Origin of the sequence: Brevibacillus sp. SIMBA_040 (genome assembly GCF_046535075.1) — a bacterium.
GTDB lineage: Bacteria > Bacillota > Bacilli > Brevibacillales > Brevibacillaceae > Brevibacillus.
Window position 1 is genome coordinate 70,805 of sequence record NZ_JAWRXI010000005.1, and the last position, 25,156, is coordinate 95,960.

At 46.8% G+C, this 25,156-nt stretch carries 27 protein-coding genes, 2 pseudogenes and 1 riboswitch; of the genes and pseudogenes, 23 read left to right on the top strand and 6 right to left on the bottom strand.

The window, feature by feature from the left end; genetic code table 11:
* Positions 1–68: 68 nt before the first annotated feature.
* From SB752_RS10090 to SB752_RS10105, 4 genes are all read left to right on the top strand, one after another.
* The gene (locus tag SB752_RS10090; protein WP_410715544.1) at positions 69–380 is read left to right on the top strand and encodes an FmdB family zinc ribbon protein; all 312 of its coding nucleotides are present in this window, start codon (positions 69–71) and stop codon (positions 378–380) included.
* Positions 381–402: 22 nt separating this feature from the next.
* Entirely contained in the window at positions 403–1,023 is a 621-nt protein-coding gene (locus SB752_RS10095; protein WP_410715545.1) for an AmiS/UreI family transporter, read from the top strand.
* 171 nt (positions 1,024–1,194) lie between these two features.
* On the top strand, positions 1,195–1,539 hold the full coding sequence (locus tag SB752_RS10100; RefSeq protein ID WP_410715546.1) for an ArsR/SmtB family transcription factor: 345 nt from the start codon (positions 1,195–1,197) through the stop codon (positions 1,537–1,539).
* Between the two features lie 24 nt (positions 1,540–1,563).
* Positions 1,564–2,079, top strand: coding sequence for an SRPBCC family protein (locus SB752_RS10105; RefSeq protein WP_410715547.1), 516 nt, complete (start codon positions 1,564–1,566; stop codon positions 2,077–2,079).
* An 81-nt stretch (positions 2,080–2,160) separates the two neighbouring features.
* On the opposite strand, the gene SB752_RS10110 is transcribed toward SB752_RS10105, so the two are convergent.
* From SB752_RS10110 to SB752_RS10120, 3 genes are all read right to left on the bottom strand, one after another.
* Entirely contained in the window at positions 2,161–2,838 is a 678-nt protein-coding gene (locus tag SB752_RS10110) for a hypothetical protein (protein ID WP_410715548.1), read from the bottom strand.
* Between the two features lie 173 nt (positions 2,839–3,011).
* Positions 3,012–3,392, bottom strand: coding sequence for a VOC family protein (locus SB752_RS10115; protein ID WP_410715549.1), 381 nt, complete (start codon positions 3,390–3,392; stop codon positions 3,012–3,014).
* A 216-nt stretch (positions 3,393–3,608) separates the two neighbouring features.
* Entirely contained in the window at positions 3,609–5,501 is a 1,893-nt protein-coding gene (locus SB752_RS10120; RefSeq protein ID WP_410715550.1) for a helix-turn-helix domain-containing protein, read from the bottom strand.
* 154 nt (positions 5,502–5,655) lie between these two features.
* On the opposite strand from SB752_RS10120, the gene SB752_RS10125 reads away from it, so the two are divergent.
* The 6 genes from SB752_RS10125 to SB752_RS10150 are packed head-to-tail and all read left to right on the top strand — an operon-like array spanning position 5,656 to position 12,310.
* A complete protein-coding gene (locus SB752_RS10125) occupies positions 5,656–7,236 on the top strand; it encodes an ABC transporter substrate-binding protein (RefSeq protein WP_410715551.1) in 1,581 nt (526 codons plus the stop codon).
* Positions 7,237–7,283: 47 nt separating this feature from the next.
* On the top strand, positions 7,284–8,201 hold the full coding sequence (locus SB752_RS10130) for an ABC transporter permease (RefSeq protein WP_410715552.1): 918 nt from the start codon (positions 7,284–7,286) through the stop codon (positions 8,199–8,201).
* Between the two features lie 10 nt (positions 8,202–8,211).
* Complete coding sequence (locus SB752_RS10135) at positions 8,212–9,123, top strand: ABC transporter permease (protein ID WP_410715553.1); 912 nt, start codon at positions 8,212–8,214, stop codon at positions 9,121–9,123.
* A gap of 14 nt (positions 9,124–9,137) precedes the next feature.
* A complete protein-coding gene (locus tag SB752_RS10140) occupies positions 9,138–10,142 on the top strand; it encodes an ABC transporter ATP-binding protein (protein WP_410715554.1) in 1,005 nt (334 codons plus the stop codon).
* Positions 10,132–11,100, top strand: coding sequence for an ABC transporter ATP-binding protein (locus SB752_RS10145; RefSeq protein WP_410715555.1), 969 nt, complete (start codon positions 10,132–10,134; stop codon positions 11,098–11,100). The genes SB752_RS10140 and SB752_RS10145 overlap by 11 nt, the downstream gene beginning before the upstream one ends.
* A 28-nt stretch (positions 11,101–11,128) precedes the next feature.
* On the top strand, positions 11,129–12,310 hold the full coding sequence (locus SB752_RS10150) for a M24 family metallopeptidase (RefSeq protein WP_410715556.1): 1,182 nt from the start codon (positions 11,129–11,131) through the stop codon (positions 12,308–12,310).
* A 140-nt stretch (positions 12,311–12,450) separates the two neighbouring features.
* Here SB752_RS10150 and SB752_RS10155 read toward each other — a convergent pair whose 3' ends face one another.
* Positions 12,451–12,966, bottom strand: a complete 516-nt coding sequence (locus SB752_RS10155) for a GrpB family protein (RefSeq protein WP_410715557.1) — start codon at positions 12,964–12,966, stop codon at positions 12,451–12,453.
* Positions 12,967–13,044: 78 nt separating this feature from the next.
* Entirely contained in the window at positions 13,045–13,287 is a 243-nt protein-coding gene (locus tag SB752_RS10160) for a hypothetical protein (RefSeq protein WP_410715558.1), read from the bottom strand.
* Between the two features lie 259 nt (positions 13,288–13,546).
* Here SB752_RS10160 and SB752_RS10165 point away from each other — a divergent pair.
* The 4 genes and pseudogenes from SB752_RS10165 to SB752_RS10180 form a co-directional block, all read left to right on the top strand.
* Positions 13,547–13,756 (top strand): annotated as a pseudogene (locus SB752_RS10165) (SDR family NAD(P)-dependent oxidoreductase); the annotation flags it as partial.
* Positions 13,757–13,806: 50 nt separating this feature from the next.
* Positions 13,807–13,896 (top strand): annotated as a pseudogene (locus SB752_RS10170) (SDR family oxidoreductase); the annotation flags it as partial.
* 164 nt (positions 13,897–14,060) lie between these two features.
* A complete protein-coding gene (locus SB752_RS10175) occupies positions 14,061–14,792 on the top strand; it encodes a MerR family transcriptional regulator (protein ID WP_410715559.1) in 732 nt (243 codons plus the stop codon).
* Between the two features lie 105 nt (positions 14,793–14,897).
* Positions 14,898–15,830, top strand: a complete 933-nt coding sequence (locus tag SB752_RS10180; protein WP_410715560.1) for a manganese-dependent inorganic pyrophosphatase — start codon at positions 14,898–14,900, stop codon at positions 15,828–15,830.
* A gap of 61 nt (positions 15,831–15,891) precedes the next feature.
* Here SB752_RS10180 and SB752_RS10185 read toward each other — a convergent pair whose 3' ends face one another.
* Entirely contained in the window at positions 15,892–16,065 is a 174-nt protein-coding gene (locus SB752_RS10185) for a hypothetical protein (protein WP_164684823.1), read from the bottom strand.
* A gap of 320 nt (positions 16,066–16,385) precedes the next feature.
* On the opposite strand from SB752_RS10185, the gene SB752_RS10190 reads away from it, so the two are divergent.
* From SB752_RS10190 to SB752_RS10230, 9 genes are all read left to right on the top strand, one after another.
* A complete protein-coding gene (locus SB752_RS10190) occupies positions 16,386–17,138 on the top strand; it encodes an SAM-dependent methyltransferase (protein WP_410715561.1) in 753 nt (250 codons plus the stop codon).
* 201 nt (positions 17,139–17,339) lie between these two features.
* The gene (locus tag SB752_RS10195; RefSeq protein WP_410715562.1) at positions 17,340–18,113 is read left to right on the top strand and encodes a MerR family transcriptional regulator; all 774 of its coding nucleotides are present in this window, start codon (positions 17,340–17,342) and stop codon (positions 18,111–18,113) included.
* A gap of 142 nt (positions 18,114–18,255) precedes the next feature.
* A complete protein-coding gene (locus SB752_RS10200; protein ID WP_410715563.1) occupies positions 18,256–19,143 on the top strand; it encodes an alpha/beta fold hydrolase in 888 nt (295 codons plus the stop codon).
* 246 nt (positions 19,144–19,389) lie between these two features.
* The gene (locus SB752_RS10205; protein WP_410715564.1) at positions 19,390–20,337 is read left to right on the top strand and encodes an MBL fold metallo-hydrolase; all 948 of its coding nucleotides are present in this window, start codon (positions 19,390–19,392) and stop codon (positions 20,335–20,337) included.
* A gap of 113 nt (positions 20,338–20,450) precedes the next feature.
* A riboswitch (cobalamin riboswitch) is annotated at positions 20,451–20,600 on the top strand.
* 130 nt (positions 20,601–20,730) lie between these two features.
* On the top strand, positions 20,731–21,726 hold the full coding sequence (locus tag SB752_RS10210; protein WP_410715565.1) for an ABC transporter substrate-binding protein: 996 nt from the start codon (positions 20,731–20,733) through the stop codon (positions 21,724–21,726).
* 1 nt (position 21,727) lies between these two features.
* Positions 21,728–22,765, top strand: coding sequence for a FecCD family ABC transporter permease (locus SB752_RS10215; protein ID WP_410715566.1), 1,038 nt, complete (start codon positions 21,728–21,730; stop codon positions 22,763–22,765).
* A 3-nt stretch (positions 22,766–22,768) separates the two neighbouring features.
* Complete coding sequence (locus SB752_RS10220; protein WP_410715567.1) at positions 22,769–23,551, top strand: ABC transporter ATP-binding protein; 783 nt, start codon at positions 22,769–22,771, stop codon at positions 23,549–23,551.
* Positions 23,552–23,564: 13 nt separating this feature from the next.
* Complete coding sequence (gene cobU / locus SB752_RS10225; protein ID WP_410715568.1) at positions 23,565–24,131, top strand: bifunctional adenosylcobinamide kinase/adenosylcobinamide-phosphate guanylyltransferase; 567 nt, start codon at positions 23,565–23,567, stop codon at positions 24,129–24,131.
* 279 nt (positions 24,132–24,410) lie between these two features.
* Positions 24,411–25,067, top strand: a complete 657-nt coding sequence (locus tag SB752_RS10230; RefSeq protein WP_103107762.1) for a YitT family protein — start codon at positions 24,411–24,413, stop codon at positions 25,065–25,067.
* The last annotated feature ends 89 nt before the right edge of the window (positions 25,068–25,156 follow it).

The window sequence follows — 25,156 nt, forward strand, 5'->3', positions numbered from 1 at the left end:
GACGAAAATAAACCTGTCCATAGCGTCCGAATGGCAGTTACCAGTAACTCAGTAAAGGAGCAGATACGATGCCGAGATACGATTTTTTGTGCGAAGAGTGTGGTCCGTTCATTCAGTGGTTGAAAATTAGCGAAATAACAGATAGCGTAGACTGCCCGAATTGCCAGCAACAGTCGAAGCGGATGTATTCTGCTCCGGGTCTGATTTTTACACCACAAGCTTTGCGTCAACGGATTGAACGAGGTGTAGAACCGAAAATTGTAAAGAGAGAATCGCACTCCCATGAAGGAGGGAACTGCTCACATCACGGTCATTCACATGGGAAGCACACTCATACCCATCAACACGCCCAAAAGCGCCCATGGATGGTGGGGCACTAAGGCGTCAAAGGAAGGGATGCCGGTGTCAAATGTAGGGTTGTTGTACGTCGGAGGTGTTTTGTTTCTCAACAGCATCATGCTGCTTGGCAAGGTGGAAGGAAAAAGTGCAGGCATTTTTAATCTGTTTGTTGGTGTTCTGCAAGTCATTACTCCGCTTTACCTGATCATGACAGCTGATGGGGACACTGCTGCTATTTTAGGTGCATCCGGAATCTTCTTGTTTGGCTTCACCTATTTGTACGTAGGCATCACTAATCTGTGCAATCTTGATACGACAGGCGTCGGCTGGTATTCACTGTGGGTCGCCATTCTTGCCATCGGGTTTTCGCTCGTCAACTTCATCACTTTTGGAGATGTGAAGTTCGGCATTATTTGGTTGATGTGGGCATTTCTTTGGACCTTGTTCTTTATTCTTTTAGGATTGAAGCGAGACATTGGCAGATATACGGGCTTCGTTACTTTAATTCAGTCTTGGGTCACGGCAGCTATTCCTGCCTTTCTTTCCATGACGGGTCTGTGGAACGATATTCCGTCAGGCCTCGTCTGGGTCATTACGCTTTTATGTGTTGCGGCCTTTGTTTATTTGTACTTTGCGGCGAAGCCCGCTTCCCGAAAAGAACCGACAAATACGGTTCCTGCTTAATTGATGAAGGATAAAATGGCATCGGATTAAACCGGTGCCGTTTTTATTTTTTAAAATATGCCTTTACAGGAATATTCCTTTTGGTGTATATTTAAAGCAACAAGAAGATGACCAAACTGATGAAGGAGATGATATGATACCGGAAGACCATATCTGAACGAGGTGAGTGACATGTCAGGGATGAATCCGGGCATGGACATGACGACTCTGAACGCTTTGGCGGAACCGAATCGATTGAATATCGTTGAACTCTTGCGCGATGGCCCCCTGACCGTAGGGGAAATTGCTGAACGGCTGGAACTTCGTCAGCCGCAGGCTTCAAAGCACTTGAAGGTGCTTAGCGATAGCGGGATTTTGGAAGTTACGGCCGAAGCCAACCGGCGGATTTACAAGCTCCGACCAGAGCCGTTCAAAGCATTGGATGCTTGGGCGAAATCCTTCCAGCGCGTCATGGAGGACAGGTTCGACAATTTGGAAGAATACTTGCGTGAGCTGCAAAACAAGGAAAAACCATAAGATCATTCAAGAGGAGGAGTTAGAATGTCTAAAAATGCAATGGTTTCAAGGGTAGAAAACGATCGGGTACTGGTGCTGGAACGTGTTTTTGACGCACCGCGCGAGCTCGTGTTCCAGATGTTCAAAGAGGCTGAGCATCTCAAGCGCTGGTGGGGACCGAGAGGCTGGGAGATTCCGGTATGCAACGTTGATTTCCGTCCAGGTGGGGTTTGGCACTACTGCATGAAGTGCGTAGATCAGAACCAAGGCGACTTTTACGGCATGGAATCGTGGGGCAAAGGTGTTTATAAGGAAATTGTCGAGCCAGAAATGATCAGCTATACCGATTACTTCTCGGATGCAGAGGGCAATACAAACCCGGAGCTGCCATCTACCGACGTTACGCTGGAATTCATCGAGCAAGACGGCAAGACGAAGCTGGTCAATCGCGGTGAATACGTATCCGCAGAGGCTCTCAAGACCGTGATGGACATGGGGATGCTGCAGGGTATTACCGAGACATGGAATCGTTTGGAAGAGCGTCTGAACGAGGTCAAGTAAGGAAAGAAGAGAAGCGCCGCCTGGCTATGAGTGCTGGGCGGCATTTTTATTTGTAAAAAGGCTGACCTTTTATTGAGGAGATCACGGGCTGACTTTGTGGAACTGCCCATTTCCTAACGAAAATACCTGTCCTTTTTCATTTAAGAGAAAGAGCTGCTGGTTATTCGAAGTAAGATCGCGAATATTTTGGAGCTCAGGTAACGTTCTCCACGGATTTACAAAGACATCGGGGTAAGTCTTTGTGTCATTTACCACACTCTCACCCATTACTTGTTCTTGGATAATATACGTATATAGTCCTTTCTTTTCTTCATTTTCGGCTCGTGCATATCCGAAAGGACCATGAAATGTCACTTGCTTGTAGGCGGACGGGAGATTTTTGGCTTTCTCAATTAGAAAGCTTTCCAAGCGAAAGCCTGGAGCTACTTCTGTTACCTTACGATGTCTGTCCTTCCAATAAAAATAGCGATCAGATAGCTGCGTGACCTCGTCACATATCAGTTGTTTCTCGGATTCCTGATTAGGGGTATAAGCCCATAGTTGATTGTTTTTCACATAATAGATCCCATTGAAAAATTCATCATTTTTGGGATAAGGGGGCACGAGCTCAAAAACAGCTCCTAGCTGGGCAACGTCTTGATCGATCGTTTTTCGCTTCAGGTTTCTAGGGACCTCTGCAAACACGGCCGAACAACCTAGAGCAGCGATGCAAGCGAATGTTACTAATCCTCCCTTAAAAGCTAACGAAATTTTTCTCATATGTCCCTCCCATTGAATCGTAGGTTTTCCCGATTTTTGTAAAAAATTACTTTATTATTCGGATGTTCTGAACTACTGATGATATGACTTTATTCCGCACAAAAAAAGCGGCCGACGATTGTTGTCAGCCGCATTATTACAATGATCCATCGTTTCGTCAAACGATCCGCAAGCTACTTCTTCTCCAGCACAGCAAAGTAATTTTCTTCGTTATCTGCGAAGTTAAATACGCGGCCAGAGGGCATTGTTACAATGTCTCCCACTTTCACATTTTTATTGGACAGCTCGGTACGCAGCTCATCGATATTCTCAGAAAAAAACAGGAGAGAAGGGGTACCAAGATTTAAACCAGGGGACATTTTGGCCACGAATTCCTTATTGTGCAGGATGAGGCTTGTTTCTGCGTCCTTGGTTGGCGCAATCTCAATCCATCTCATTCCTTGACCGTTGTTTTCTTCAGAAATGACGATAAATCCTAATTTCTCCGTCCAAAAATCTACCGCTGCATCCTGGTTATTTACATACAACATAATTTGACCGACTTTGCTGATCATAGATTGTTCTCCTCTCTATTATAAAAAATACCAAAAACCCGATGCTCCTATTCCTTTCCATTGCTAAGGCTTCTGATACGCAGCGACCACTCTCGCGTGTACAGGCAATTCATGAACCGATTAACCTTCCTCTATTACATACTGAAACACAGTTTCTGACAATATTTTTAGAGGAGCTAGCGATGTAGATTAACTGATCCTTATTACAGACATTCTCTAGGAATACGATTGGCTCTCTGCCCTTCGCAGAGCGAGTCTCTGCTCGATTTGCGTCTCCAATAGCTGATAGACATGGATGGCCATGCATACATCCATGAAATGCTTATGATCAGTGAGTGAAAAGCCTAATATGTCCTCGGTTCGTTTGATCCGATAAATCAAGGTGTTGAGATGGATATTGAGGCTTTGGGCGGTTTCCTTCATTTTCAGGCTGTTGTCCAGATAAGCAGTGAGGGTTAGCAGAAACTCTCTTTTTCTGGCCTTCTCATAAGAGAGCAGCGGCCCTAAAACGTCGAGCACATAGGCGATGAGGTCATCTGCTGAGTTTTGCAGGAGCAGCCGGTTGCCCCCGAGCTCCGTATAGCTGATATATCGTAATTCTGTATGGTAGGTTTTTAAAAATTGCAAACATTTTGCCGCTTCCTCTGATGATTTATACACCTCGTGCAATCCTCGCTTCACGCTTCCAATTCCGATTGTTGCTTTCAAGCCCCATTTTTGTTTCTGAATGTACTCTCCGAAGAGCTGACACTGGTCTTTTAGGTGACGCTGTGTTTCCAACTCAGAGAATGACTGTGCATAAGAGAGCAGGATGACTAGATGATCGTTTTTATTCACGATCAGTCCATGCGGATAACGCTGCAAAAAAAGCTCTGTCGCGACTTGCGTGAGGTTTCTGCGAACAGCCAGGATACGCTTGTACAGGTCGAATGAATCATGCTGGGCGCTTTCCAGATTGATGGTCAGAACCTGATAGGACCGGTGCGCGTCAAGCTGCAAATGCTTCGCTTGATCGATCAGCTGGTGACTAATTTTTCCTGTAAAAAGCTCCTCGATAAAGTGTCCCTTCAAATTTTGCTGAGTTTCAAATATCGCCTGTTCTTTTACCAGCTCAAAGGATATCACGGTGCTTGCATGCTCCAGAGCTGCCATGTCGATCTCATCGAACGGGTCCGACGTAAGCAAAGCCAAATAGCCGAGTAAATTGGCTCTCGCCCCAATTGGAAGCAGACTAAAGCCATTTGCGGTCCCGCTAACTTCTGGCAGCGGCCGGGGAGTGCATCCTAACGGCAAGGAATGGATCAGATTGCGAATCTGCGTGAGCTTTTCTTCCTCGGCTGCCATGAGAGGCTTGGTAGATGAGGCGATCAGCTCACACATTTGATCGAGCAGAAGAATAGGTGTCCCCATTAATTGCTGGATGTATGGCAAAATCGCGTTTACCCCTTCCCCATGCAGAACGAGATCCGCCAGGTGCCGATGAATTTCCAACGACCGATTTAGGGACTGATTTTGTCTGGTCATTTGCACGTTCATTTCTTCGAGTAACGAGATCGAGATTTCCCGTGCCCGGTAAAGACTGGCTTTTTCCAAGGCAACTGCTGCTTGATGGGAGATGGCTTCGAGTAGCTGCAAATCATCTGGTTGAAACGATTTGTCAGGATGAAAGCAGTCGAGCGTAATTACCCCAATGCATACACCGTTCGTCATGATGGGGGCGCAGGCGGCGGAGTAGGGAAAGACCGGATCGGCTGCCTGCAATTTAGCCTGATTGATCGCGGACATGGTGCGGGTTGCCTCGTAGACGCTCTGCTGGTCGGGAAATAATGTGCATTTTTTGTTCAAATAGGTAATGCCCGTCATCGATTCACCTGGCCCCAGTCGAACCACAGAGAGAATATCATTGCTTTTCAGAAAGATGCTTTTGGCGATGAGGTAGTCGTCTTCTGGGTCATACAAAAACAAATAACCTTCGTCAGCTGCTTCAATGACAGAAAGCGTCTCTTTCATAATCGTATTGAAGACAATATCCAGATCCAGAGTGGAATTAATGGCGTTTGACACTTGAATCAGCATTTGCAATTGTCTGTGACTCAGCTCTCGTTTCATGGGTCCCGGCCACTCCTTTTTCGTTAAATCATACAAGTTTACCCTTCAAAATTCATAGAAACATACGTAGATAGAAAAACTCTCTTTGATAAAATGAAAATTAATTCAGAATTTTTTGTTATATATAACGTAATGAGAGAAGAGGGGGATTACATTGTTACGGAAAAATCAAATGCTTCTAGTCTTGCTTCTCCTTTTTGCCGTTTTCCTCACAGCTTGTACGCCTGAAACGGCAGGCACGGCCCCAACTACCGCACAGCCAGCTGGTCAGCCTGCAACCAGTACACAATCCCCTGCTGCCCCTTCTCAAGAACTGATCATTGGATTCGAAGCGGATGCTGCTACCATGTTAGCAAACACGGATGTCAATTACGTTACAGATATCCAGATTCGCAATATTTATGATCCGTTGATCGACCGAGATGAAAAAGGAGCCTTGATTCCGAGCCTGGCAACGGAGTGGAAAAACCTTGATCCTCTCACATGGGAGATCAAGCTTCGCGAAGGTGTGAAATTCACAAATGGAGAGCCGTTCAATGCAGAGGCAGTGAAGTTCAACATCGACTATATTTTGGATGAAAAGAACAATTCCTTTTACCGCTCTCGCTGGAAGGATATTAAAGAGGTAAAAGTGATCGATGAGTATTCCGTTCATATCATCACGTCTCAACCGTTTCCTTCTCTTTTGCTGCGAATTACGGATGATCTGTTGATTATGGCACCGAAGCATATACAGGAAGTGGGCTTGGAAAAAGCGGCCATGAACCCGATAGGAACAGGAGCTTACAGGTTTGATAAGTGGACTCGCGACGATTCGCTCAAGCTGGTGGCAAATGAGGACTACTGGCAAGGTCCTCCTACAATCAAGCAGCTGACCTTTAAAATCATTCCAGAATTCAGTGCGCGACTGTCAGCTTTTCTGAGTGGAGAAATTCATCTGTTCAAAAATGTCCCTGTCGATTCAGTAGAGCGTGTGAAAAGTAGTGAAAACGGTACAATCGCGATGGTCGGTTCTTCCCGCATTAACTACCTGGCTCTCAATACGTTTTACGATGGTCCTTTGAAGGACAAGCGAGTGCGCCAGGCACTGAATTACGCAATTGATGTGGACGAGCTGTTGAATTCTGTGCTCAACGGAAACGGAACGAAAATGACAGGACCGCTGTCAAAAGTGAACGTAGATTACATCGAAACCAAAGATTACGGTTATGATCCCGATAAAGCGATTGCTTTGCTAAAAGAAGCAGGTATTGATCCAAAAAGCCTGAAGCTCCAGCTTGATACGCCGAATGGACGCTATCCAATGGACACCCATGTGGCGCAAGCGATCGCTTCGCAGCTGCAAAAAATCGGGATTCAGGTCAACGTGCAGGCAAATGAATGGGGAAATCATCTCGCCAAGATTCGTCAGCATGAAATGAAGGATATGTTTATCCTCGGCTGGGGCCCTGCCTTTGACGCGCAAGGAACAATCGAAAATCTGTTTACAGAAAAAGCACCGTATAGCGGCTTTTACGACAAAGACGTAGAAGCGATGATCCAAAAAGCACTGCCAGTCTTCGATCCTGCCGAGCGCAAACAAGCATTCGATGATTTGCAGCATCGGTTGGTCGATGAAGCAGCTTGGGTACCACTCTGGCAGCAAGGCGATCTGTATGCTGTCTCGAAAAATCTGCTGTTCACACCGCGACCAGATGAAAAATTCCTGGTGTTCGAAATGAAGTGGAATCAGTAGCCATGCTTTTGCACAGAAAGTGAGATTGACGCAGGCAGGAGGGTTCTATGCTAGATTATCTCATCAAACGAACGGGTCAAGTGATAGTCGTGCTATTTCTGGCGCTGACGACGGTTTTCTTCATTATCCGTTTGTCCGGTGATCCTACCGCACTTTTTCTGCCGCCAGATGCTCCACGGGAACAGCTCGAAGAATTCCGCAAAACGCTCGGGTTTGATCGCCCGTTATACGTTCAATATACGGAATTCATCATGAACGCCGTACAAGGTGACTTTGGCAATTCCCTGCGAACCCGCGAGGATGCTCTGCAGATGGTGCTGGATCGAATACCGGCTACCTTTCAGCTTGCTTTTACATCTCTTGGACTTTCTCTTCTGATCGCATTACCCATCGGCATTCTTTCGGCATACAAGCGAAACACGCTGCTTGATCAGACAGGAGTTGCTTTTACGGTACTGGGCCAGGCATTGCCAAGCTTTTGGCTCGGGCTCATCCTGATCTATCTATTTGCTGTTCAGTTAAAATGGCTACCAACAGGAGGGGGAGGGTCACTGATTCATTTGATTCTCCCTGCGATGACCCTGGCTGCGTACAGTGTGGCACGCTTCGCTCGCTTTACCCGTTCGACCATGCTGGACGTTTTGCGGAAGGATTATATTCGCACAGCAAAAGCATCGGGTGTACCCACTTACAAAATCCTCTCCGTGTACGCGTTGAAAAATACGTTGATCCCCATTATCACGCTCGTTGCACTGGATTTGGGCGTCTTGCTCGGAGGGGCGGTTATTGTGGAGGCAGTCTTTTCCTGGCCAGGAATGGGCCGACTCTTGATGCAATCGCTGTTAAACAGGGATTTTCCGGTCGTCATGGCGGGCGTGTTCTTGATCGCTTTCATCTATTCCGTGATGAATTTCGTAGTCGATGTGCTCTATGCCTACGTCAATCCACAAATTCGATTCAAGTAGGGGGTGCCGCATGAACCAAACGACCATTACCTCAACCGGAGTGAACCCTCATCCCGTGAACATGCTTCGTAAAAGGGAGCCGAAATGGCGAAGCTTTTTGCGGCGGCTGCTCCAAAGCCCGACAGGCACCATCGGTTTTCTCATCATACTGGGTGTCCTGTTCCTCGGTTTATGCGGTCCATGGGTAGCGCCTTACGATCCCAATCAGGCAGAGCTTGGCAAAAAGCTGTTGCCCCCCTTGTCTGAGGGGCATTGGCTGGGAACCGACCAGCTGGGACGAGACATTTTTTCCAGGCTGATCCACGGTACGAGCGTCTCACTTATTATCGGAAGCTGCACCGTTCTATTTGCTGGGCTGATCGGGACAACGCTTGGTCTCATCGCTGGGTATTTTCGCGGCTGGGCAGATATCATCATCATGCGAATCGTCGATGTGAAGCTGAGCTTTCCTTTTGTTTTGCTGGTATTGGTGATAAACGCCGTGATGGGGGCTGGGCTGCAAAATATTATCATCTCGCTTGTATTTGCCGGCTGGATCATCTACGCAAGGGTGGTTCGCAGCGAGGTATTGGCTTTGCGAGAAAAGGAGTTCATCCTCTCCTGTATCGCAACCGGCGTGCCCCGATGGGAAATCATACTTCGGCATATTGTACCAAACCTGTTCACACCGATTATTGTCCTGTCATCCTTGCAAATCGCCACTTATATTATTGCGGAAGCCTCGATCAGCTTTTTAGGATTTGGTGTTCAACCTCCACAACCAGCCTGGGGCAACATGCTCAGTGAAGGCAAGGATTATATTTTCAGCGCCTGGTGGCTGATTACCTTTCCTGGCATCGCGATTGTCATCACGGCATTAGGTGTCAATCTGTTTGGGGATTGGCTGCGTGACGTTCTCGATCCGGAGCTGAAGGGAAATTGAAAGAGGTGACGAGGATGGGCAAAGAGTCCCCTATTTTAGAGGTAAAGCAATTACAAACCCATATCAAGACCGCGAGTGGAGTGGTCAAAGCCGTAAATGGAGTAGACCTGACTGTTTATGCGGGTGAAACCCTAGGGATTGTAGGCGAGTCAGGCTGTGGTAAAAGCGTCACCTCGTTATCCGTGATGGGGCTGTTGCCAAAGCCAATGGCTTATGTAGAGAGTGGGCACATTCTCTTTGATGGACGTGACATTACCGAGCTGCCCGAAAAGAAGATGCGTAAGCTGCGGGGCTACGAAATCTCGATGATTTTTCAGGAGCCCATGACGTCTCTCAATCCCGTTTTTACCATCGGACAGCAGCTAAGCGAGCCACTGAGACAGCATACAAGCTTAAACAAAAAGCAAATCCGTAACAAAATCATCGAGATGCTGCGGTCGGTAGGAATCCCGCGAGCCGAGCAGATTATAGACGAGTATCCGCATCAATTGTCTGGAGGGATGCGGCAGAGAGCGATGATCTCACTCGCCATGCTTTGTGAACCAAAGCTTTTGATCGCGGATGAACCGACGACGGCGCTCGATGTAACGATACAAGCGCAAATCCTGCAGCTGATGAGACAGATCAAGCAAGAAAAGAGGATGTCGATCCTGCTGATTACCCACGACCTCGGAGTGGTTGCCGAAATGTGTGATCGCGTCGTAGTCATGTACGCAGGTCAGGTGGTGGAAAATGCGGATGTGCGGACGATTTTCAATTCACCGAAGCATCCGTATACAAGAGGCCTGCTTGCATCCATGCCAAACTCCAATGAGCGCAAAGGAGAGCTGAAATCAATCCCGGGAAGTGTCCCTCGTCCAGACGAGCTGCCACAAGGCTGCACATTCGCACCTCGTTGCCCAGAGGCAGTGGAGAAGTGCTGGCAGGAGAGACCGCCGCTCCTTTCCTTGCCTCATCAGTCTTGCCGCTGCTGGCTATATGCGCACGAGCATCAGGAGGTTGCTGCCCATGCTACCTGAGCCTTTGTTAGAAATCAAGCAACTGAAAAAATACTATGATATCAAAACAGGCTGGTTTCAGCCAAAGCAGCAAGTAAAAGCTGTAGATGATGTTTCCTTTACGGTGTACAAAGGGGAGACGTTCGGACTCGTGGGAGAGAGTGGCTGCGGGAAGTCAACGACGGGTCGAGCGATTCTCAGGCTGCAGGAGACGACTTCAGGTGAAATCTGGTTTCAAGGCGAAAATATCGCAGACCTGTCCTATGAAAAAATGAGGAAGCTGCGCCGCAAAATGCAGATGGTCTTCCAAGACCCATACGCTTCTCTGAATCCGAAAAAGACGATCCTGCAAATTTTAACCGAGCCGCTGCGCGTCCATGGCTTGTATTCGCAGGAAGAACGAGTCAAAAAGGCGATTGAAATTTTGGAAATCGTCGGACTCTCCGAATATCACCTGCATTCGTATCCGCATGAATTTTCCGGAGGACAGCGCCAAAGGATCGGAATTGCCAAGGCCGTGATTCTCCAGCCGGAGCTAATTATTGCGGACGAGCCGGTTTCTGCACTGGATGTTTCGATTCAGTCACAGGTCATTAATCTGCTGCTGAAATTACAACGGGACTTCCAGCTTACTTATGTATTTATTTCGCACGATCTGGGTGTCGTTCGACATATCACGGATCGGGTTGGCGTGATGTACCTCGGCAAGCTGGTGGAGCTGGCGAAGACGGAGGACATATTTACCGCCCCTAAGCACCCGTACACCAAGGCGCTTTTGTCTGCCGTTCCGATTACGCATCCAGACGAGGAAAAGGACCGCGTGATTCTGACTGGGGATGTACCAAGCCCGTTAAATCCACCGCAGGGTTGTACGTTTCACCCGCGTTGCCCGGATTGCATGATGATCTGTAAAACAGAAAAGCCACCAATAGTTGATTTAGGCAATCATGTTGTCGCTTGCCACATTTATTCCACATAAAATCAAACGATGAAAAGAGGAGATTTGTATGTTACTAGCCATTCCAAAAGCAGAAATTCTTGAGCGCCAGCAAAAGCTTTTTGCGAGACTGCAACAAAACCAGCTAGATTGTGCGATTTTGTTTAGTGTCACCGATATTTTTTACCTGACAGGCTTTCACTTTCATCCGACAGAAAGACCGATTGGCTTTTTCATTGATCCCAAGCAGCAAACGCATTTGTTCGTTCCGGCGCTTGAGCATGAGCACGCAGAGGAATTTGCGTACGTAGACAAGGTCCATTCCTATCCTGAATATCCTGGACTCCGTCACCCGATGGAATATTTTAAGGACGCCTTGGTTGAAGCAGGGTTCGCAGGAAAACGGGTAGGCTTTGATGCAGACGGCTACGGCTCCTCCATGGGCTATCGTGGACCTAAAGTGAGCCAGTTTTTAGAGGCACAGCAGCTCCAATCCATTTATGGCTGGGGAGAAGAAATGCGTGTCATCAAATCCGAAGCGGAAATTGAGCTGATCAAGGAATCATGCCGTTGGGGAAATCTGGCGCATCGCTTGCTGCAAAAGTACTCCAAGCCGGGTCTTAGCGAAATCGAAATCACAACGAGAGCGAGCTCTGAAGCGACGATGGCGATGATCGAGACGCTTGGAGCCGATTACAAGCCACATGGAAACACGGCGTACGCCATTTTCCGTGGACAAGTAGGGGCTATGTCTGCTTTCCCGCATGCGGTGACACAAAACCTCGTCTTGAAAAGAGGAGATACACTCGTTACAGGAGCAGCTGGCGAAGTATGGGGCTATCATAGTGAGCTGGAGCGGACGATGTTTGTGCAGGAGGTAAGCAAGGAACAAGAAAAATATTTCAATTACATGGTTCAAGCACAAGACATCGCCTTCCAAAACATCAAGCCAGGGATTCCGATGTCAAAAGTGGAGGAAGCAGTCCAAGCCTTCTTTAAAGAAAACGAAATTCAGCATTTGACCTCCCATCATACCGGACATGCGATCGGATTACTTGGACATGAGGCCCCATTCTTTGATCTTGGAGATCACACGATCATTCAACCAGGTATGGTTTTAACAGTTGAGCCAGGTATATACGTCCGCGGACTGGGTGGCTTCCGTCATTCGGATACTGTGGCTGTCACAGAGGATGGAATCGAGATGTTGACGTACTATCCGCGGGATTTGAATTCGATGATTTGCATATAGGGAAAAAGTCATTGTACCGTGAAATTAATTGGGTGGTACTGCGTGGTCAGAGAAATGATCACGCGGTGCCTTTTTTTGTTGGCGGAGTGTTCAATAGCCGGATGTAGCGGAGATTGAAGTAGCACGCCTGAACGATGGCCTTATCGCGTTGTAAACCATTCCCAAGCATCTTTCTCCGCTGCGAGTACCCACGCTTCCTTCCCATTTACATAAGCGGCGGGATCATAAGGGTAGCGTAGCGCTAGCCCTTCCTTTAATGCCCCATACGCTTTTGCGACTTCGGGATGTGCCCGCAAATAGTCGCGAAAGGCAAGATGACGAGCAATCGCAGGATGCCCCGTTTGATAAACGTGCACGTGGTGTGTACGGTTGTCTCCGCCCTTGGGAAAATAGCGTCTGCCCTCTAAACCAAATTCGCCTCTGGGTACGTACCCAAGTTGCCTCATTGCTTCATTGTAGGTATCGATTCGTACAATATCCTTGACAACGGGGAGCATGTCAATGATGGGCTTTGCCTTCAGCCCTGGAATAGCTGTACTTCCAATATGATGAATGTCGATAAGCTCTTCTCCAAAAAGCTCGCGCAAGATCTTCGCTTCTTGGAAAAATTGGTGCACCCAAGTCTCATCATAAAGGGTCACTGTCATTTTTCGCATATACTCGCCTCCAATCAAGATCTCATGAATCAAAAGGCACTCTACATCATGGAGTAGAGTGCCGCAGGTTATTTACGATTATCTGATTCGGTGCATGTGACCAGTGCTGATTGCACGGATTGCGTAGTCATTGTAATACGTGCTGGGTTTTTCACTTCCAAGGTTAACACTGACATGACGACCGTTTGCAGTGTCACAATCAGATAGATTCAAAAAAATACACTCTTCCAACTGGATGATTCCAACGAAAATCGTTTCTCCTTCTGTACGGTCCAATATAGAAAGATAGATAGAAACGATAGGTTTTACACGAGGGTTCACGCTCTCTTTCTCATATTACCGAGTCTGGTATATCCCGGATGTTTTTATTATACGGAAGGAGACTGGCAGCCTGCAAAGTTTAAGGACGCTCATATAAGGCGAGCAATAGGCACAATTCGTACTTTTTGGCAGAAGAAGGCATTCGCGCTCTTGTTTTAAAGCTGTGGCTCGCTCACAGACATGTTTTTACGTGAGCAAAGGGATTTCACATTCAAAAACTCATTCCTACTCGTAAGGCGCACATGTAGCCGTTGTCGATATGATTGCAGAAAATGCACAGAGCACTGCACAAGGTCTACGCGAGCTGGGAGTAGAAGCAATAGGGATTGCCTGCGACGTCTCAGACCAGGAGCAAGTAAAAAATACGATTGATACCGTCATTGCAAAATGGGGCACGATCGACATTCTCGTCAATAATGCGCAGGCGTCTAGAGTAAAGACATTCGAAGATATGACTGCTGATGATGTGCACTTGGCGTATTCGACAGGTACATTGTCCACCTTCTTTTTCATGAAAGGCGTACTGCTGTATTCTTGGCATCTCAGGACTCCGATTATATCACCGGTCAAACAATCATGGTCGATGGCGGGGGAGTCATGGTCCGCTAAGGCAAGTTGACGTGAAAAGGTTATTTTGACCATAATAATAGGAACATCCCAAATAGCTGTTGGCGCTTGCCGGCAGCTTTTTTTCTCGTAACTTGAAAAAGCATAAAGAATCTAACATAGAGTCGTCATCTATTGAAAAGGTGTTGATTGGTCTGGGGGAAAAAATGTACGGAACCGGTGAGATTGCCAAGCTTCTGCAAATAACGAAGCGAACGCTGCGCTTTTATGATCAGATCGGTCTACTGACGCCGTCTTCCTTGTCTGAGGGCGGTCATCGTATTTATACGGAGGAGGAAATCGAAAAGCTGTACAAGATTCGTCTGTTAAAAGCGCTCGGATTAAACCTGAAGCAGGTCAAGCTCATTTTTGAAGAGTCCACACTGGAGTGGGAAGACTTGTTGCAGCAGCAGCTGGAGGAAATTGAAAATCAGATGAAAACGTACAAGCTTATGCAGGAAATCATCCTGGTTGTGCAACGCTCCATCAAGCTGGAAGGAAAGATGGACTGGGATAACTTATTCCGATATTTGCACCTTTTGTATGAAACAAAGCCCGACGCCAGGCAGATTGGCTTAATCAATTTGTTCACAGAAGAGGAGCTCGATTTCCTCGAAAAGCATCTTCCACGCATTCAGGACGATGATCCGCGGACACAGGAACTCATAGAGTTGTTTGCGGAAATAAAAGCGGATGAAAATAGAGATCCGTGCTCGGAAAAGGCTAAGGAATGGGCAAAGCGCTTTTTACAGGCAAGTGACCGTATTTTTGCAGGCAGAGAAGAGCTGCGGGAGAAGCTGTGGCGCATTCAAAAGGAAGCGCCTGAATTGATCATGCAGTATCCGGTCGATAACCAAATCCTTGATTTTATCGAAGAGGCGATCAAGCAACTGCAGTAAATCTTTATTTCCATTCATCGACTTTGAACCTATAATGTTACTTGGGAATATCCTCTATCCTATGGTATAATTTTGTCGCCAAAACAAGTCTAAGGAGTATGGATCATGGAAAAAAAACTCATTTTCGGTCATAAAAATCCAGACACGGATTCCATTTGTTCTGCCCTCGTATACGCGGATTTGAAAACAAAGCTGGGTGCTGATGTTGAGCCTGTTCGCCTGGGTGTGATCAGCAGCGAAACCCAATTTGTACTGGATTACTTCCAAGTGAAGGAACCACGCTTGGTGGAAACGGTAGCGAACGAAGTCAATGAAGTGATTCTCGTTGACCACAATGAGCGCCAACAAAGCGTCAGTGACATCGAGCAGGTTCAGGTAGTCGAAGTGATCGACCACCACCGTATTGCCAATTTTGAAACCAGCAACCCGCTCTATTTCCGTGCAGAGCCAGTTGGTTGCACGACAACCATTCTGAAAAAGCTGTACAAGGAAAATGGTGTGGAGATTCCAAAAGAAATCGCTGGACTGATGCTGTCTGCGATTATTTCCGATACATTGCTGTTGAAATCGCCAACCTGCACAGAGCAAGACGTAGCTGCAGCTCATGAGCTGGCACAGATTGCTGGAGTGAACCTCGAAGCGTACGGCTTGGAAATGCTCAAGGCTGGTGCAGATCTGAGCGATAAAACGATTGCAGACCTGCTTTCCCTGGATGCAAAAGAATTCCAAATGGGTAGTGCAAAAGTAGAAATCGCTCAAGTAAATGCAGTAGACGTAAATGATGTACTGGCTCGCCAAGCTGAATTGGAAGCAGCGATGAATAGCATCATCAGTGAAAAAGGACTCGATCTGTTCGTATTTGTCGTTACGGATATTTTGAACAACGATTCCGTAGCAATTGCTTTGGGTAGTGCAACAAGGGCAGTAGAAAAAGCATACAACGTTACACTTGTGGACAACAAAGCCGTTCTCAAAGGCGTGGTATCCCGCAAAAAACAAATCGTACCGGTATTGACCGATACATTTCAAGCACTGTAATGAATTGTCGATACATGAAGAAAAGGCTGTCCTGGAGGGCAGCCTTTTTTGCTTGCAAATATTAAAACGGACCATGGTTCTGGTGATGATAATTATGCTGAATGTATTGCTGCGCGTAAGCATCGTCTGAGTAATTTTTAATCGCATGCTTGTCTCTGGCACGCTGACTGAGCATGCCGCTAAAGAAATAGCCGGCAGCAACTACCGCTACGACAAAACCGATAATATAAAGCATCGGATCTCCTCCTTTTCCTTTCAGCGAAAGGCTAGGTTATGAAGTAAGCGCACGGTATCGCATCCTACGCTCACCTGCAGTCCATGTTGTTATCATTTGAGGTTAACATAATTGTATCATAAAAAAGGGAAAGATTGTTAATTATTGTTCCGTAAAAATGATGACTAGCTTTTCGGCTACAGGCTGGGACGTTCTATTTTATGTTACCGTAATCGTAGAACCAATAACTGTTAGATAAGTATTGCTTGAATAGTGAAAATGTTTTATAACGTTATTAAAAAGGGACTGGTTAAAACTCGATTCAAGCAAAGGAGAAAACAATGGACAGAAACAAATTCTCGGCGATAGCCCACAGGGACCATGCATTTTGCAATCCAATCAGTGAAAGCAAGATCAACACGATTATTAATCTAACAAAGATGACCCCCGATGATAAAGCGATTGACATTGGAGCTGGAACAAGTGAATTGCTCATTCGTTACATTGAGAAATATAACATTTTAGCCACTGCTATAGAGCTATATGATGGTTCGATCGAAACGGCTCGTAATCGTGCAAACGGGAGAATTTCGTTAGACCGCATCCAATTTGTCAATGAAGATGCAAAACAAGTGATGGACAATTATTCCACTCCAGAGTTTCGATTGGGTATATGCGTTGGGTCTACACATGCAGTTGGTGATTTAGCAGCTACGTTGCAAGCATTAAGAAAATGCGTTCATCCCGGTGGATATATTCTCGTTGGTGAAGGGTATTGGAAGAAAACTCCTCCCGTTGAGTATTTACAGGCGCTCGGGGCACAACTTGAAGATTTGAAGACACATCATGGAAATGTAAAGCTGGGTGAACAGTTGGGACTGACACCTCTTTACTCCGTTGTAGCAAGTGAAGATGATTGGGATGCATACGAGGGTCTTTATGCGAGCTCAATTGAAAATTACTGCTATGAAAACCCTAATGATCCCGACGTGGAAGCTATGCTAACAAGAATTAGGAGTTGGAGAAATACTTATCTAGAATGGGGTAGGGATACATTAGGTTTCGGTTTATATCTTTTTAGGAATGGATACTAAACCTTACCAATAGGGAATCGAAAGTAGAATATTTGATCAAACGGAGGCTACCTGTGGACGACGAGGTAGCCTCTTCTCAACTAATGGAGAACGATAGTTCAATGAGGAAGTCTTTAACGTTTGGGTCCTTTTTTTCATCAGATTGTGTTTGACATTGACGGTACGTAAATGTGTACGATGAATTTGTCAGGAGGGATCAAAGTGGAATATACCGTACAAAAGCTAGGGCTCCTGGCGGGTGTCAGCACCCGGACACTCCGATATTACGATGAAATTGACATTCTCAAGCCGGCGAGAATCAATTCATCCGGATATCGCATCTACGGACAGCAAGAGGTGGACCGCCTGCAGCAAATCCTTTTTTACCGAGAGCTAGGTGTGAGCTTGGAGGAAATCAAGGAAATCATCACCTCACCGAATTATGACGCTGGCCACGCACTGCGGGAGCATCGCGCGAAACTCCTGGAAAAACGTGCTCAGTTAGATGCACTTATTGCCAATGTCGAAATGACTTTAGCTGAAAGAGAGGGAAAAAGTAAAATGAGTGACAAGCAAAAATTTGAAGGCTTCAAGCAAACGCTTATAGACAACAATGAAGAAAAGTACGGCGAAGAAATTCGGGCCAAATATGGAAGCGATCAAATTGACAAAGCTAACGCGAAAATAAAAGGGATGACCGAAGAGCAATATGCTGAAGTAGAGCAGCTTGGTGATGATCTGCTTAAAACACTCGCCCAAGCATTCACCACAGGAGATCCTGGCAGTGAGCTCGCGCAGAAGGCAGCAGATATGCACCGAAAATGGCTGAGCTTTTATTGGGATCACTACAGCAGCGAAGCGCATGCTGGGATTGCGCAGATGTACGTTGACGATCCGAGATTCACAGCGTACTATGACAAAGAACAGCCTGGTCTTGCAGAGTTTCTAAGAGATGCAGTTGTGATTTATACAGGCAATCAATCGTCTCATCAATAATAGCTAATCGCGAAAGCTGCCTTCACATGGGCAGCTTTTTTCCATGCAAAATGATATTCATTCAAAATAATCAGTAAATAAAATGTTAAAATGAAGGGAGGGGAAGTATACTCGAAATAACAATATGATGGGGGCTTTTCCTATGAATCGGAAAATTGTAATGAGTAAAGGGAGAAAAGTAGAGTGCTTTATAGGGGGATCGGGGATACCCAAGGTGGTGATTCTTCCAGGTATGTCGTCATCGGCACACGAATGGGAATTAGTTGTAAATGAATGGAAGGAAGCTGCAGGATTTGTCATCGTTCATAGATCTGGATGTGGACAAAGTGAAATTGGCGAAGAAAAGAGAACAACTGCCCAATTTATCGATGAATTAGATGAGCTTTTGCAAAATATCGGAATGGTGGAGCCTTTTGTTTTAGTCGGTCACTCCTATGGAGGTTTGTGCGCTCAGCATTATGCAAAAGCATACCCGGAAAAAACAGAGGCAGTTATTCTTGTAGATTCCACATCAGATTCTTTGGAAAGGCTAAACCAAATTCCAGTTTCATCTATAGAAGACACTGATGAGTATTGGATTCGTAAATGTAGACAATTTGCCACGATGAATGCCAAGCAACTGGGTGCAATATTAGATCCTATTTTGAGTTCGGCTCACAAAAGGCTATCCGATTGGGCACAAAGTGAAATCAAGACATTTTTGTGCAGTCCATTTTTGTACAAAGCAATGGCTTCGGAAATCGAACATTGGGAGGGCTGTGCTCGACGAATTAAGGCAATGGATAGTTTTCCTCAAGTGCCGCTTACCGTTATTGGTCGCGATCCTATTCAGTCAGTACTATCATCCATTCAAGACGGTGTTCCCGCAGAAGAAGCAAACATGATCGAAACCATTTGGCAGGAATTGATTCAAGAACAGGTGGCATTGTCCAATCTAGGTACCTTCATTTTAGCGAGGCATGCTACACATTCTATTCACTTAGATCGTCCAGACGTCATTGTAGAGGCGTTAATGCCATTCCTGTCATAAGAAGGAGTTGACGAGCGTTGGAACCGCTAAAAGAAAGCGTCCAAAGGTACAGTTAACACTGACAAAGCTGGGATACCGAAATCAGGCCGTGGAGCTGCCGGAAAGCACGTGAACAGCTCAATCAGGCAGCAGAAGCAATCGGAACTGGCACAAATGACGAGAGGTAAAATGATACAGTAAAGTAAAGAAAAGGCAGGCAGTGTTCAAAAACGATAACGAACAAAACAAGAGAAGGAGAACGATTGTATGCAGACAACAGAACCACTTCATCTGGGGCAGCGAATTCACCTGATTGACGGCTTTGATTTGGGCTTGCCTGGGCGGACAGGCACTTATGTGATTGCAGAAGAGGAGCTCACTTTGATCGAAACCGGTCCAAGTCCATCTGTCCCGTATATTCGTGAAGGTCTGGCCAAGCTGGGATATTCTCTGGACCAGGTAAAATACATAATCGTCACACATATCCACTTGGATCATGCAGGTGGTGCGGGCTTGTTTTTGCAAGAGTGCCCAAATGCCAAAATCGTCGTCCATCCAAAAGGCGCGCGACATTTGGTTGATCCTAGTAGACTTATGGAGGGTGCCCGAGTGGTATACCGTGAGCAGTTCGAGTCCTTATTCGATCCGATCGTCCCTGTTCCAGAGAATCGCTTAATCGTAAAGGCAGATGGAGAGACGCTGTCGATTGGACCTGGATGTACACTGGAATTTTTGGACTCACCTGGTCACGCCAACCATCATTTCAGCATCTACGACCCAGTGAGTAACGGGATGTTTACAGGAGATACGGCAGGAGTACATTACCCGCAGCTCAAAGAAAATGGTCTGCATCTCGTTCTGCCTTCGACTTCTCCCAACCAGTTTGACCCTGACAAGATGCTACACTCAATTGCACGTTATCGCGAGCGTGGCTTGGATCGGATTTACTTTGGTCATTTTGGTATGACTGACCAGGTAGAGGATGTGTACCAGCAAGTAACAAAATGGCTACCTGTGTTTGTCGCGGAAGGGGAGGCCGTCTTGGCGGCAGGACTTGGCTACGAAGAGCTCGCTTCAAGACTTTTGAATCGGGTAGCGGATGATTTGCAAACTGCTGGTATTTCTGCCCACCACGAAGTCTTTGGCATTTTAAAGCTGGATTTGGAAGTTTGCTCGATGGGGATTATCGACTATTTACAAAAAAGACAAAAATAGTGAAACAAATGGAAAAACCAAGGACCTGTCAGGGCTTTGGTTTTCTTTTTCATTCTTTTTTTTCTGGATGAGTGCTATCATGGTGGGTGAGTCATAACCTTATTTACAATAAAATAGTCCTCATGCAAACAGGTGCCTTGTTTCTTCGTAAAAGAAACGGGGTGAAAAGGGAAGTCGGTGAAAATCCGGCGCGGTCCCGCCACTGTGAAGCGGCATTCATATGTGCCGTAAGCCAGGAGACCTGCCTGTTTGTTTATTGCGCCAGTACCTTCGCGGAAAGGGTCGGCTAGCTCAGGTGGTACCTATGACGTAGTTCATCCTGAATGCCAGCCCCTTGCTCCGTAGAGGACGCAAAGGGGCTTTTTAAGTTAGGGAAGAAAGGAAGAGTTTACAATGAAACGATCGCTGCCATTATTCATCCCTGTTTTGATAGCTTTGAGCTTGGTTGGGTGCTCGGGAGCGGGCAACAGCCAGCCAGCACCAAATGCCCAGACTCCAGCGAAGAAGGAAGCATCTCAAACGAATCCTGCCACTAGCCCTGTGAAGGAGACAACATACCCGCTAACGTTGAAAGATGCGACAGGTAAAGAAGTAACATTCCAAAAGGCTCCTGAACGAATTGTTTCTACTTCTCCGGCTGAAACCGAGATTTTATTCGCGTTGGGCTTAGATGATCGGATTGTCGGAGTCTCTGAATATGATGATTATCCAGAAGCAGCTCTTGCAAAACCAAAGGTAGGTGGGGTCGTAACGCCAAATGAGGAAGCCATCCTGTCACATAACCCGGATCTCGTTATCGGCGGCATATCGATGGAAAAGGCTGTTGCTGACAAGCTGAAATCATTGGGCATGCCTGTCTACGTAACGCACCCGAAAAAGCTGGATGATATCATGAACAATATTATTGCCATGGGTGTTATCACGAACCGGCAGGAGCAGGCAGAAAAACTGGTTGCACAAATGAAGCAGGATATTGCGGAAGTGACAGATGCCGTAAAGAACGTAAAACCGGAAGAAAAGAAAAAAGTTTACCTGGAGTTCTCCCCTGGCTGGACCGTGGGAAAGGGAGAGTTCATGGATGAGCTGATTACCCTGTCTGGAGCGATCAATGTCGCATCGGATACAGAGGGCTGGAATGCCATTAGCGAGGAAAAGATTTTGAAGGATGACCCAGATGTGATCTTGTATGCAAACGGAATCGTTGATACGGCGACGTCCAAAAAGCTAGAGGACATCATCCTTTCGCGCAAAGGCTGGGAAAAAATGAAAGCCATTCGCGATAAGCAAGTGCTTGGCATGGATCAAAATATGCTCTCTCGTCCTGGCCCACGTATTACACAGGGCTTGAAGGAAGTAGCAAAGGCGATCTATCCTGACCTGGTGAAATAAAATGAAAAGGCGTCTATTGTTATGGGGAGGAGTGGCTTGCCTCACTTTGCTGGCATCTATGGTGGTCAGCATTTCGCTCGGCTCAGCCCAGCTTCCCCTTTCAGAGGTATGGTTGATTTTGATGCATCAGCTTCCCGGGCTGGGTGACCTGATACCGGTCAGTTGGCAAGAATCCTCGGAGCAAATTGTGATGAAGATTAGGTTTCCACGTGTCATATTGGCTGTCTTGGTAGGGGCGTGTCTGTCTCTTGCGGGAGCTGGCTTTCAAGGGGTGCTGCGCAATCCGCTCGCTGATCCGTATACGATGGGCGTTGCTTCAGGATCAGCAGTCGGTGCAGCCTTTCTCATCCTTTTTGGTCTGCACATCTCCTTTTTGGGGCAGTGGAGTATTCCGGTTGTGGCCTTTCTGACGGGATTTGTCAGCTTGTGGATTGTACTTCGACTGGCGAATACACAAGGAAAGCTCCAAACAGAGACATTGCTGCTCTCTGGAGTGGTCGTACAGGCATTCCTTGGCTCGCTTGTGTCGTTTATGGTGTCTCTATCGGATAAAGCTGTAAACGAGATCGTCTTTTGGCTCATGGGAAGCTTGTCATTTCGGGGTTGGGACTTTACATATGTGTTAATGCCTTATTTGATTGTCGGCCTGATGGTTCTCGTTTCTTACGCACGCGCACTGAATTTGTTTTCTCTAGGAGAGCGGCAAGCAGCTCACTTGGGCGTCAGTGTGGAACGAACGAAGCTGGTTGTCCTGATCGTCTCTACGCTTTTGACGGCAGGTGCTGTTTCTATTGCGGGAATTGTTGGCTTTGTCGGTCTAGTCGTGCCACATCTCGTTCGGCTGATGGTAGGTCCGGATTATCGACTGCTGTTACCGATGGCGACGATTTGCGGTGGGATCTATGTCCTCTGGGCAGATACAGTGGCGAGAATGCTACTGAGTCCAACAGAAATTCCATTGGGGGTCGTTACTGCTTTTCTGGGGGCACCATTTTTCGCCTATTTGTTAAAGCAGAACAAACGGCTGGGCAGGAGGTAGGCAATGATTCAAGTCACTGGCTTAGAAAAGTCATATCATCAGACGGCGGTTCTGGCGGACATCCACTTTTCCGTCAATAAGGGAGAATTTTTCGGGATCATCGGTCCAAATGGAAGCGGCAAATCAACCCTATTAAAAATGATTTCCGGCGTAATCTCCTGCGATGCTGGCGAAATTATCATTAACGAAAAGCCGCTTCGCAAGTACACTCGCAAGGAGCTTGCCCGGATTTTGGCGGTGCTGGAGCAAGAAGGACTTCCACCAGTAGGCTTTCGTGTCCGGGAGGTGCTGGAGATGGGACGCTTCCCTTTCCAGAACTGGCTTGGCGAAGAGGCGGAGGATGCGTCTTCTCTCATTGATGACATTATCGAGATGCTTGGCTTGCAGCAGTTGGAGGACCGAGGGCTGGATGAACTGAGCGGTGGGGAAAAACAGCGAGTCGCGCTTGGAAAAGCCCTGGTTCAAAAGCCAAAGCTGCTGCTGCTTGATGAACCGACTACTTACTTGGATATCGGCTATCAAATTCAGTTGATGGATATCGTGAAAAGCTGGCAAAAGACAACCGGGCTTACGGTGGTCGCCGTCCTTCATGATTTGAATCTAGCATCGCTGTACTGTGATCGTATCTTGATGCTTCACAAAGGAAAACAGGTACAGGTTGGCGGGCCAAGAGAAATCATGCAAAGCAGCCTGATCGAAGACGTCTATGGCACGAGACCGATCGTGATGGAGCATCCTGTACATCAATTGCCGCAGATCTTTTTGAAATCAGAATCGTGGAGGTAGGGGAGGGATCGGGTTGGTCGTACTGATCACAGGAGGCGCTAGAAGTGGCAAAAGCACCTTTGCCGAAAAATATGCTGCCCATATCGCGTCAGCGGGGATTTATATCGCGACTTCCCCTGTATTTGATGAAGAGCTAAAGGAAAGGGTAAACCAGCATCAGCTTAGGCGGCAGCAAGCGGCTTTTGACTGGAAAACGATAGAGGAGCCGTATGAGCTCGCTGACGTCCTGCAAGCCCTCAAGAATAGGCCGGATGTAGCGACAAAAGAGACGGTGATACTCGTTGATTGTCTCATCTTGTGGCTGTCCAACTGGTTGTTGAAGCTTGAAAACGACAACCCGATGGAGAGGATCATGGAAAAGCTGACAGAAATGCTGACAGTATTACGCGAATATCCAGGGACTGTCTTGTTGGTCACAAATGAAGTAGGCGATGGGATTGTGCCGGAGTATCCGCTGGGGAGACTTTTCCGTGACCTCGCTGGACTGATGAATCAGCGCGTTGCTGCAATCAGCGACCAGGTTTTTATGGTCACTGCCGGTATTCCAGTTGAGCTGAAGAGCAGGGCATTTCGTTTTTAGTACGGGGAAAAGGCGAGGAACGTTCGTCTTTTCCCCGTATTTGTGTTATCATATAAGAAAAGCAATGGAAGGGATCAGGATACCATGCGTCCCCATAGGGCGATCTGGAAACAGTATGACCTCTCCTATATCTAGCTTCGTAGTAGTTGAACGTCACTAAAGACGTACCAATCTACTACGAAAGCGGGGCATTTTGTATGAGTAGCGACTTAAACTTACGAAGTTCCTCTGTAGTTGGTTGGGCGTCTATGCCAAAACCGACAAAACTGCGAGGAATCCATGATGAGGAGAGCGCTGCAAGTATCAAGGCGTTACAGTTTGATTTTGTTTGGTGCATGTTTGCTTGCTTTTGCCTATTATCACATTAACTATCAGAACCACCTGTCTGAGGGTGGATTCGTCGGACTGGGCTTACTGGCCAAATACGCCTTTGACCTTTCTCCGGCGATGATGATGCTCATGCTCGACATTCCGCTGTTTATTGTGGCATGTCTGGTAAGAGGGCGTCAATTTATTTGGGATACGATTCTGGCTTCACTTGCTTTTACAGCGTTTTATGAATGCTTTGAGCAGTATTCCCCCATTGTAATGGATCTCCATAACATGATGCCAGTCGCTTCCTTGTTGTCCGGTGTTTTGACTGGGCTGGGAACAGGGCTAGTGCTCAGATATGGAGCGGCAACGGGTGGAGACGATATTTTGTCTTTGCTCCTCAGCAAGTACACAGGGCTGTCTATTGGTACGATTTTTCTTTTGCTAGACGTTATGGTGCTTTGTCTATCGTTCTGGTACGTACCGATGAAAGAGATGATGTATACCATTTTGGCTGTTGTCATTTCCAGCCGCGTCATTACATGGACGGTAGAAGCAGGGACTCGTGAGACCGCTGAAGAAGAAGGACACGGGCATGGCAACGTCTCGATGACGCACCGTTAATACGAATGAATTTGAAGTGTAATCGTTGTAAAACATGCATATAGAGTGAGGAAGGAAAAGGGCCTTGTCGCTAGGAAGTCGACAGGACC

Excerpts from the sequence above, each read along its gene's own strand:
- SB752_RS10090 (WP_410715544.1), top strand. The coding sequence starts at position 69 with ATGCCGAGATACGATTTTTTGTGCGAAGAGTGTGGTCCGTTCATTCAG.
- SB752_RS10100 (WP_410715546.1), top strand. The coding sequence starts at position 1,195 with ATGTCAGGGATGAATCCGGGCATGGACATGACGACTCTGAACGCTTTG.
- SB752_RS10105 (WP_410715547.1), top strand. The coding sequence starts at position 1,564 with ATGTCTAAAAATGCAATGGTTTCAAGGGTAGAAAACGATCGGGTACTG.
- SB752_RS10110 (WP_410715548.1), bottom strand. The coding sequence starts at position 2,838 with ATGAGAAAAATTTCGTTAGCTTTTAAGGGAGGATTAGTAACATTCGCT.
- SB752_RS10115 (WP_410715549.1), bottom strand. The coding sequence starts at position 3,392 with ATGATCAGCAAAGTCGGTCAAATTATGTTGTATGTAAATAACCAGGAT.
- SB752_RS10120 (WP_410715550.1), bottom strand. The coding sequence starts at position 5,501 with ATGAAACGAGAGCTGAGTCACAGACAATTGCAAATGCTGATTCAAGTG.
- SB752_RS10130 (WP_410715552.1), top strand. The coding sequence starts at position 7,284 with ATGCTAGATTATCTCATCAAACGAACGGGTCAAGTGATAGTCGTGCTA.
- SB752_RS10135 (WP_410715553.1), top strand. The coding sequence starts at position 8,212 with ATGAACCAAACGACCATTACCTCAACCGGAGTGAACCCTCATCCCGTG.
- SB752_RS10140 (WP_410715554.1), top strand. The coding sequence starts at position 9,138 with ATGGGCAAAGAGTCCCCTATTTTAGAGGTAAAGCAATTACAAACCCAT.
- SB752_RS10145 (WP_410715555.1), top strand. The coding sequence starts at position 10,132 with ATGCTACCTGAGCCTTTGTTAGAAATCAAGCAACTGAAAAAATACTAT.
- SB752_RS10150 (WP_410715556.1), top strand. The coding sequence starts at position 11,129 with ATGTTACTAGCCATTCCAAAAGCAGAAATTCTTGAGCGCCAGCAAAAG.
- SB752_RS10155 (WP_410715557.1), bottom strand. The coding sequence starts at position 12,966 with ATGCGAAAAATGACAGTGACCCTTTATGATGAGACTTGGGTGCACCAA.
- SB752_RS10175 (WP_410715559.1), top strand. The coding sequence starts at position 14,061 with ATGTACGGAACCGGTGAGATTGCCAAGCTTCTGCAAATAACGAAGCGA.
- SB752_RS10180 (WP_410715560.1), top strand. The coding sequence starts at position 14,898 with ATGGAAAAAAAACTCATTTTCGGTCATAAAAATCCAGACACGGATTCC.
- SB752_RS10185 (WP_164684823.1), bottom strand. The coding sequence starts at position 16,065 with ATGCTTTATATTATCGGTTTTGTCGTAGCGGTAGTTGCTGCCGGCTAT.
- SB752_RS10190 (WP_410715561.1), top strand. The coding sequence starts at position 16,386 with ATGGACAGAAACAAATTCTCGGCGATAGCCCACAGGGACCATGCATTT.
- SB752_RS10200 (WP_410715563.1), top strand. The coding sequence starts at position 18,256 with ATGAATCGGAAAATTGTAATGAGTAAAGGGAGAAAAGTAGAGTGCTTT.
- SB752_RS10205 (WP_410715564.1), top strand. The coding sequence starts at position 19,390 with ATGCAGACAACAGAACCACTTCATCTGGGGCAGCGAATTCACCTGATT.
- SB752_RS10210 (WP_410715565.1), top strand. The coding sequence starts at position 20,731 with ATGAAACGATCGCTGCCATTATTCATCCCTGTTTTGATAGCTTTGAGC.
- SB752_RS10215 (WP_410715566.1), top strand. The coding sequence starts at position 21,728 with ATGAAAAGGCGTCTATTGTTATGGGGAGGAGTGGCTTGCCTCACTTTG.
- SB752_RS10220 (WP_410715567.1), top strand. The coding sequence starts at position 22,769 with ATGATTCAAGTCACTGGCTTAGAAAAGTCATATCATCAGACGGCGGTT.
- SB752_RS10230 (WP_103107762.1), top strand. The coding sequence starts at position 24,411 with ATGATGAGGAGAGCGCTGCAAGTATCAAGGCGTTACAGTTTGATTTTG.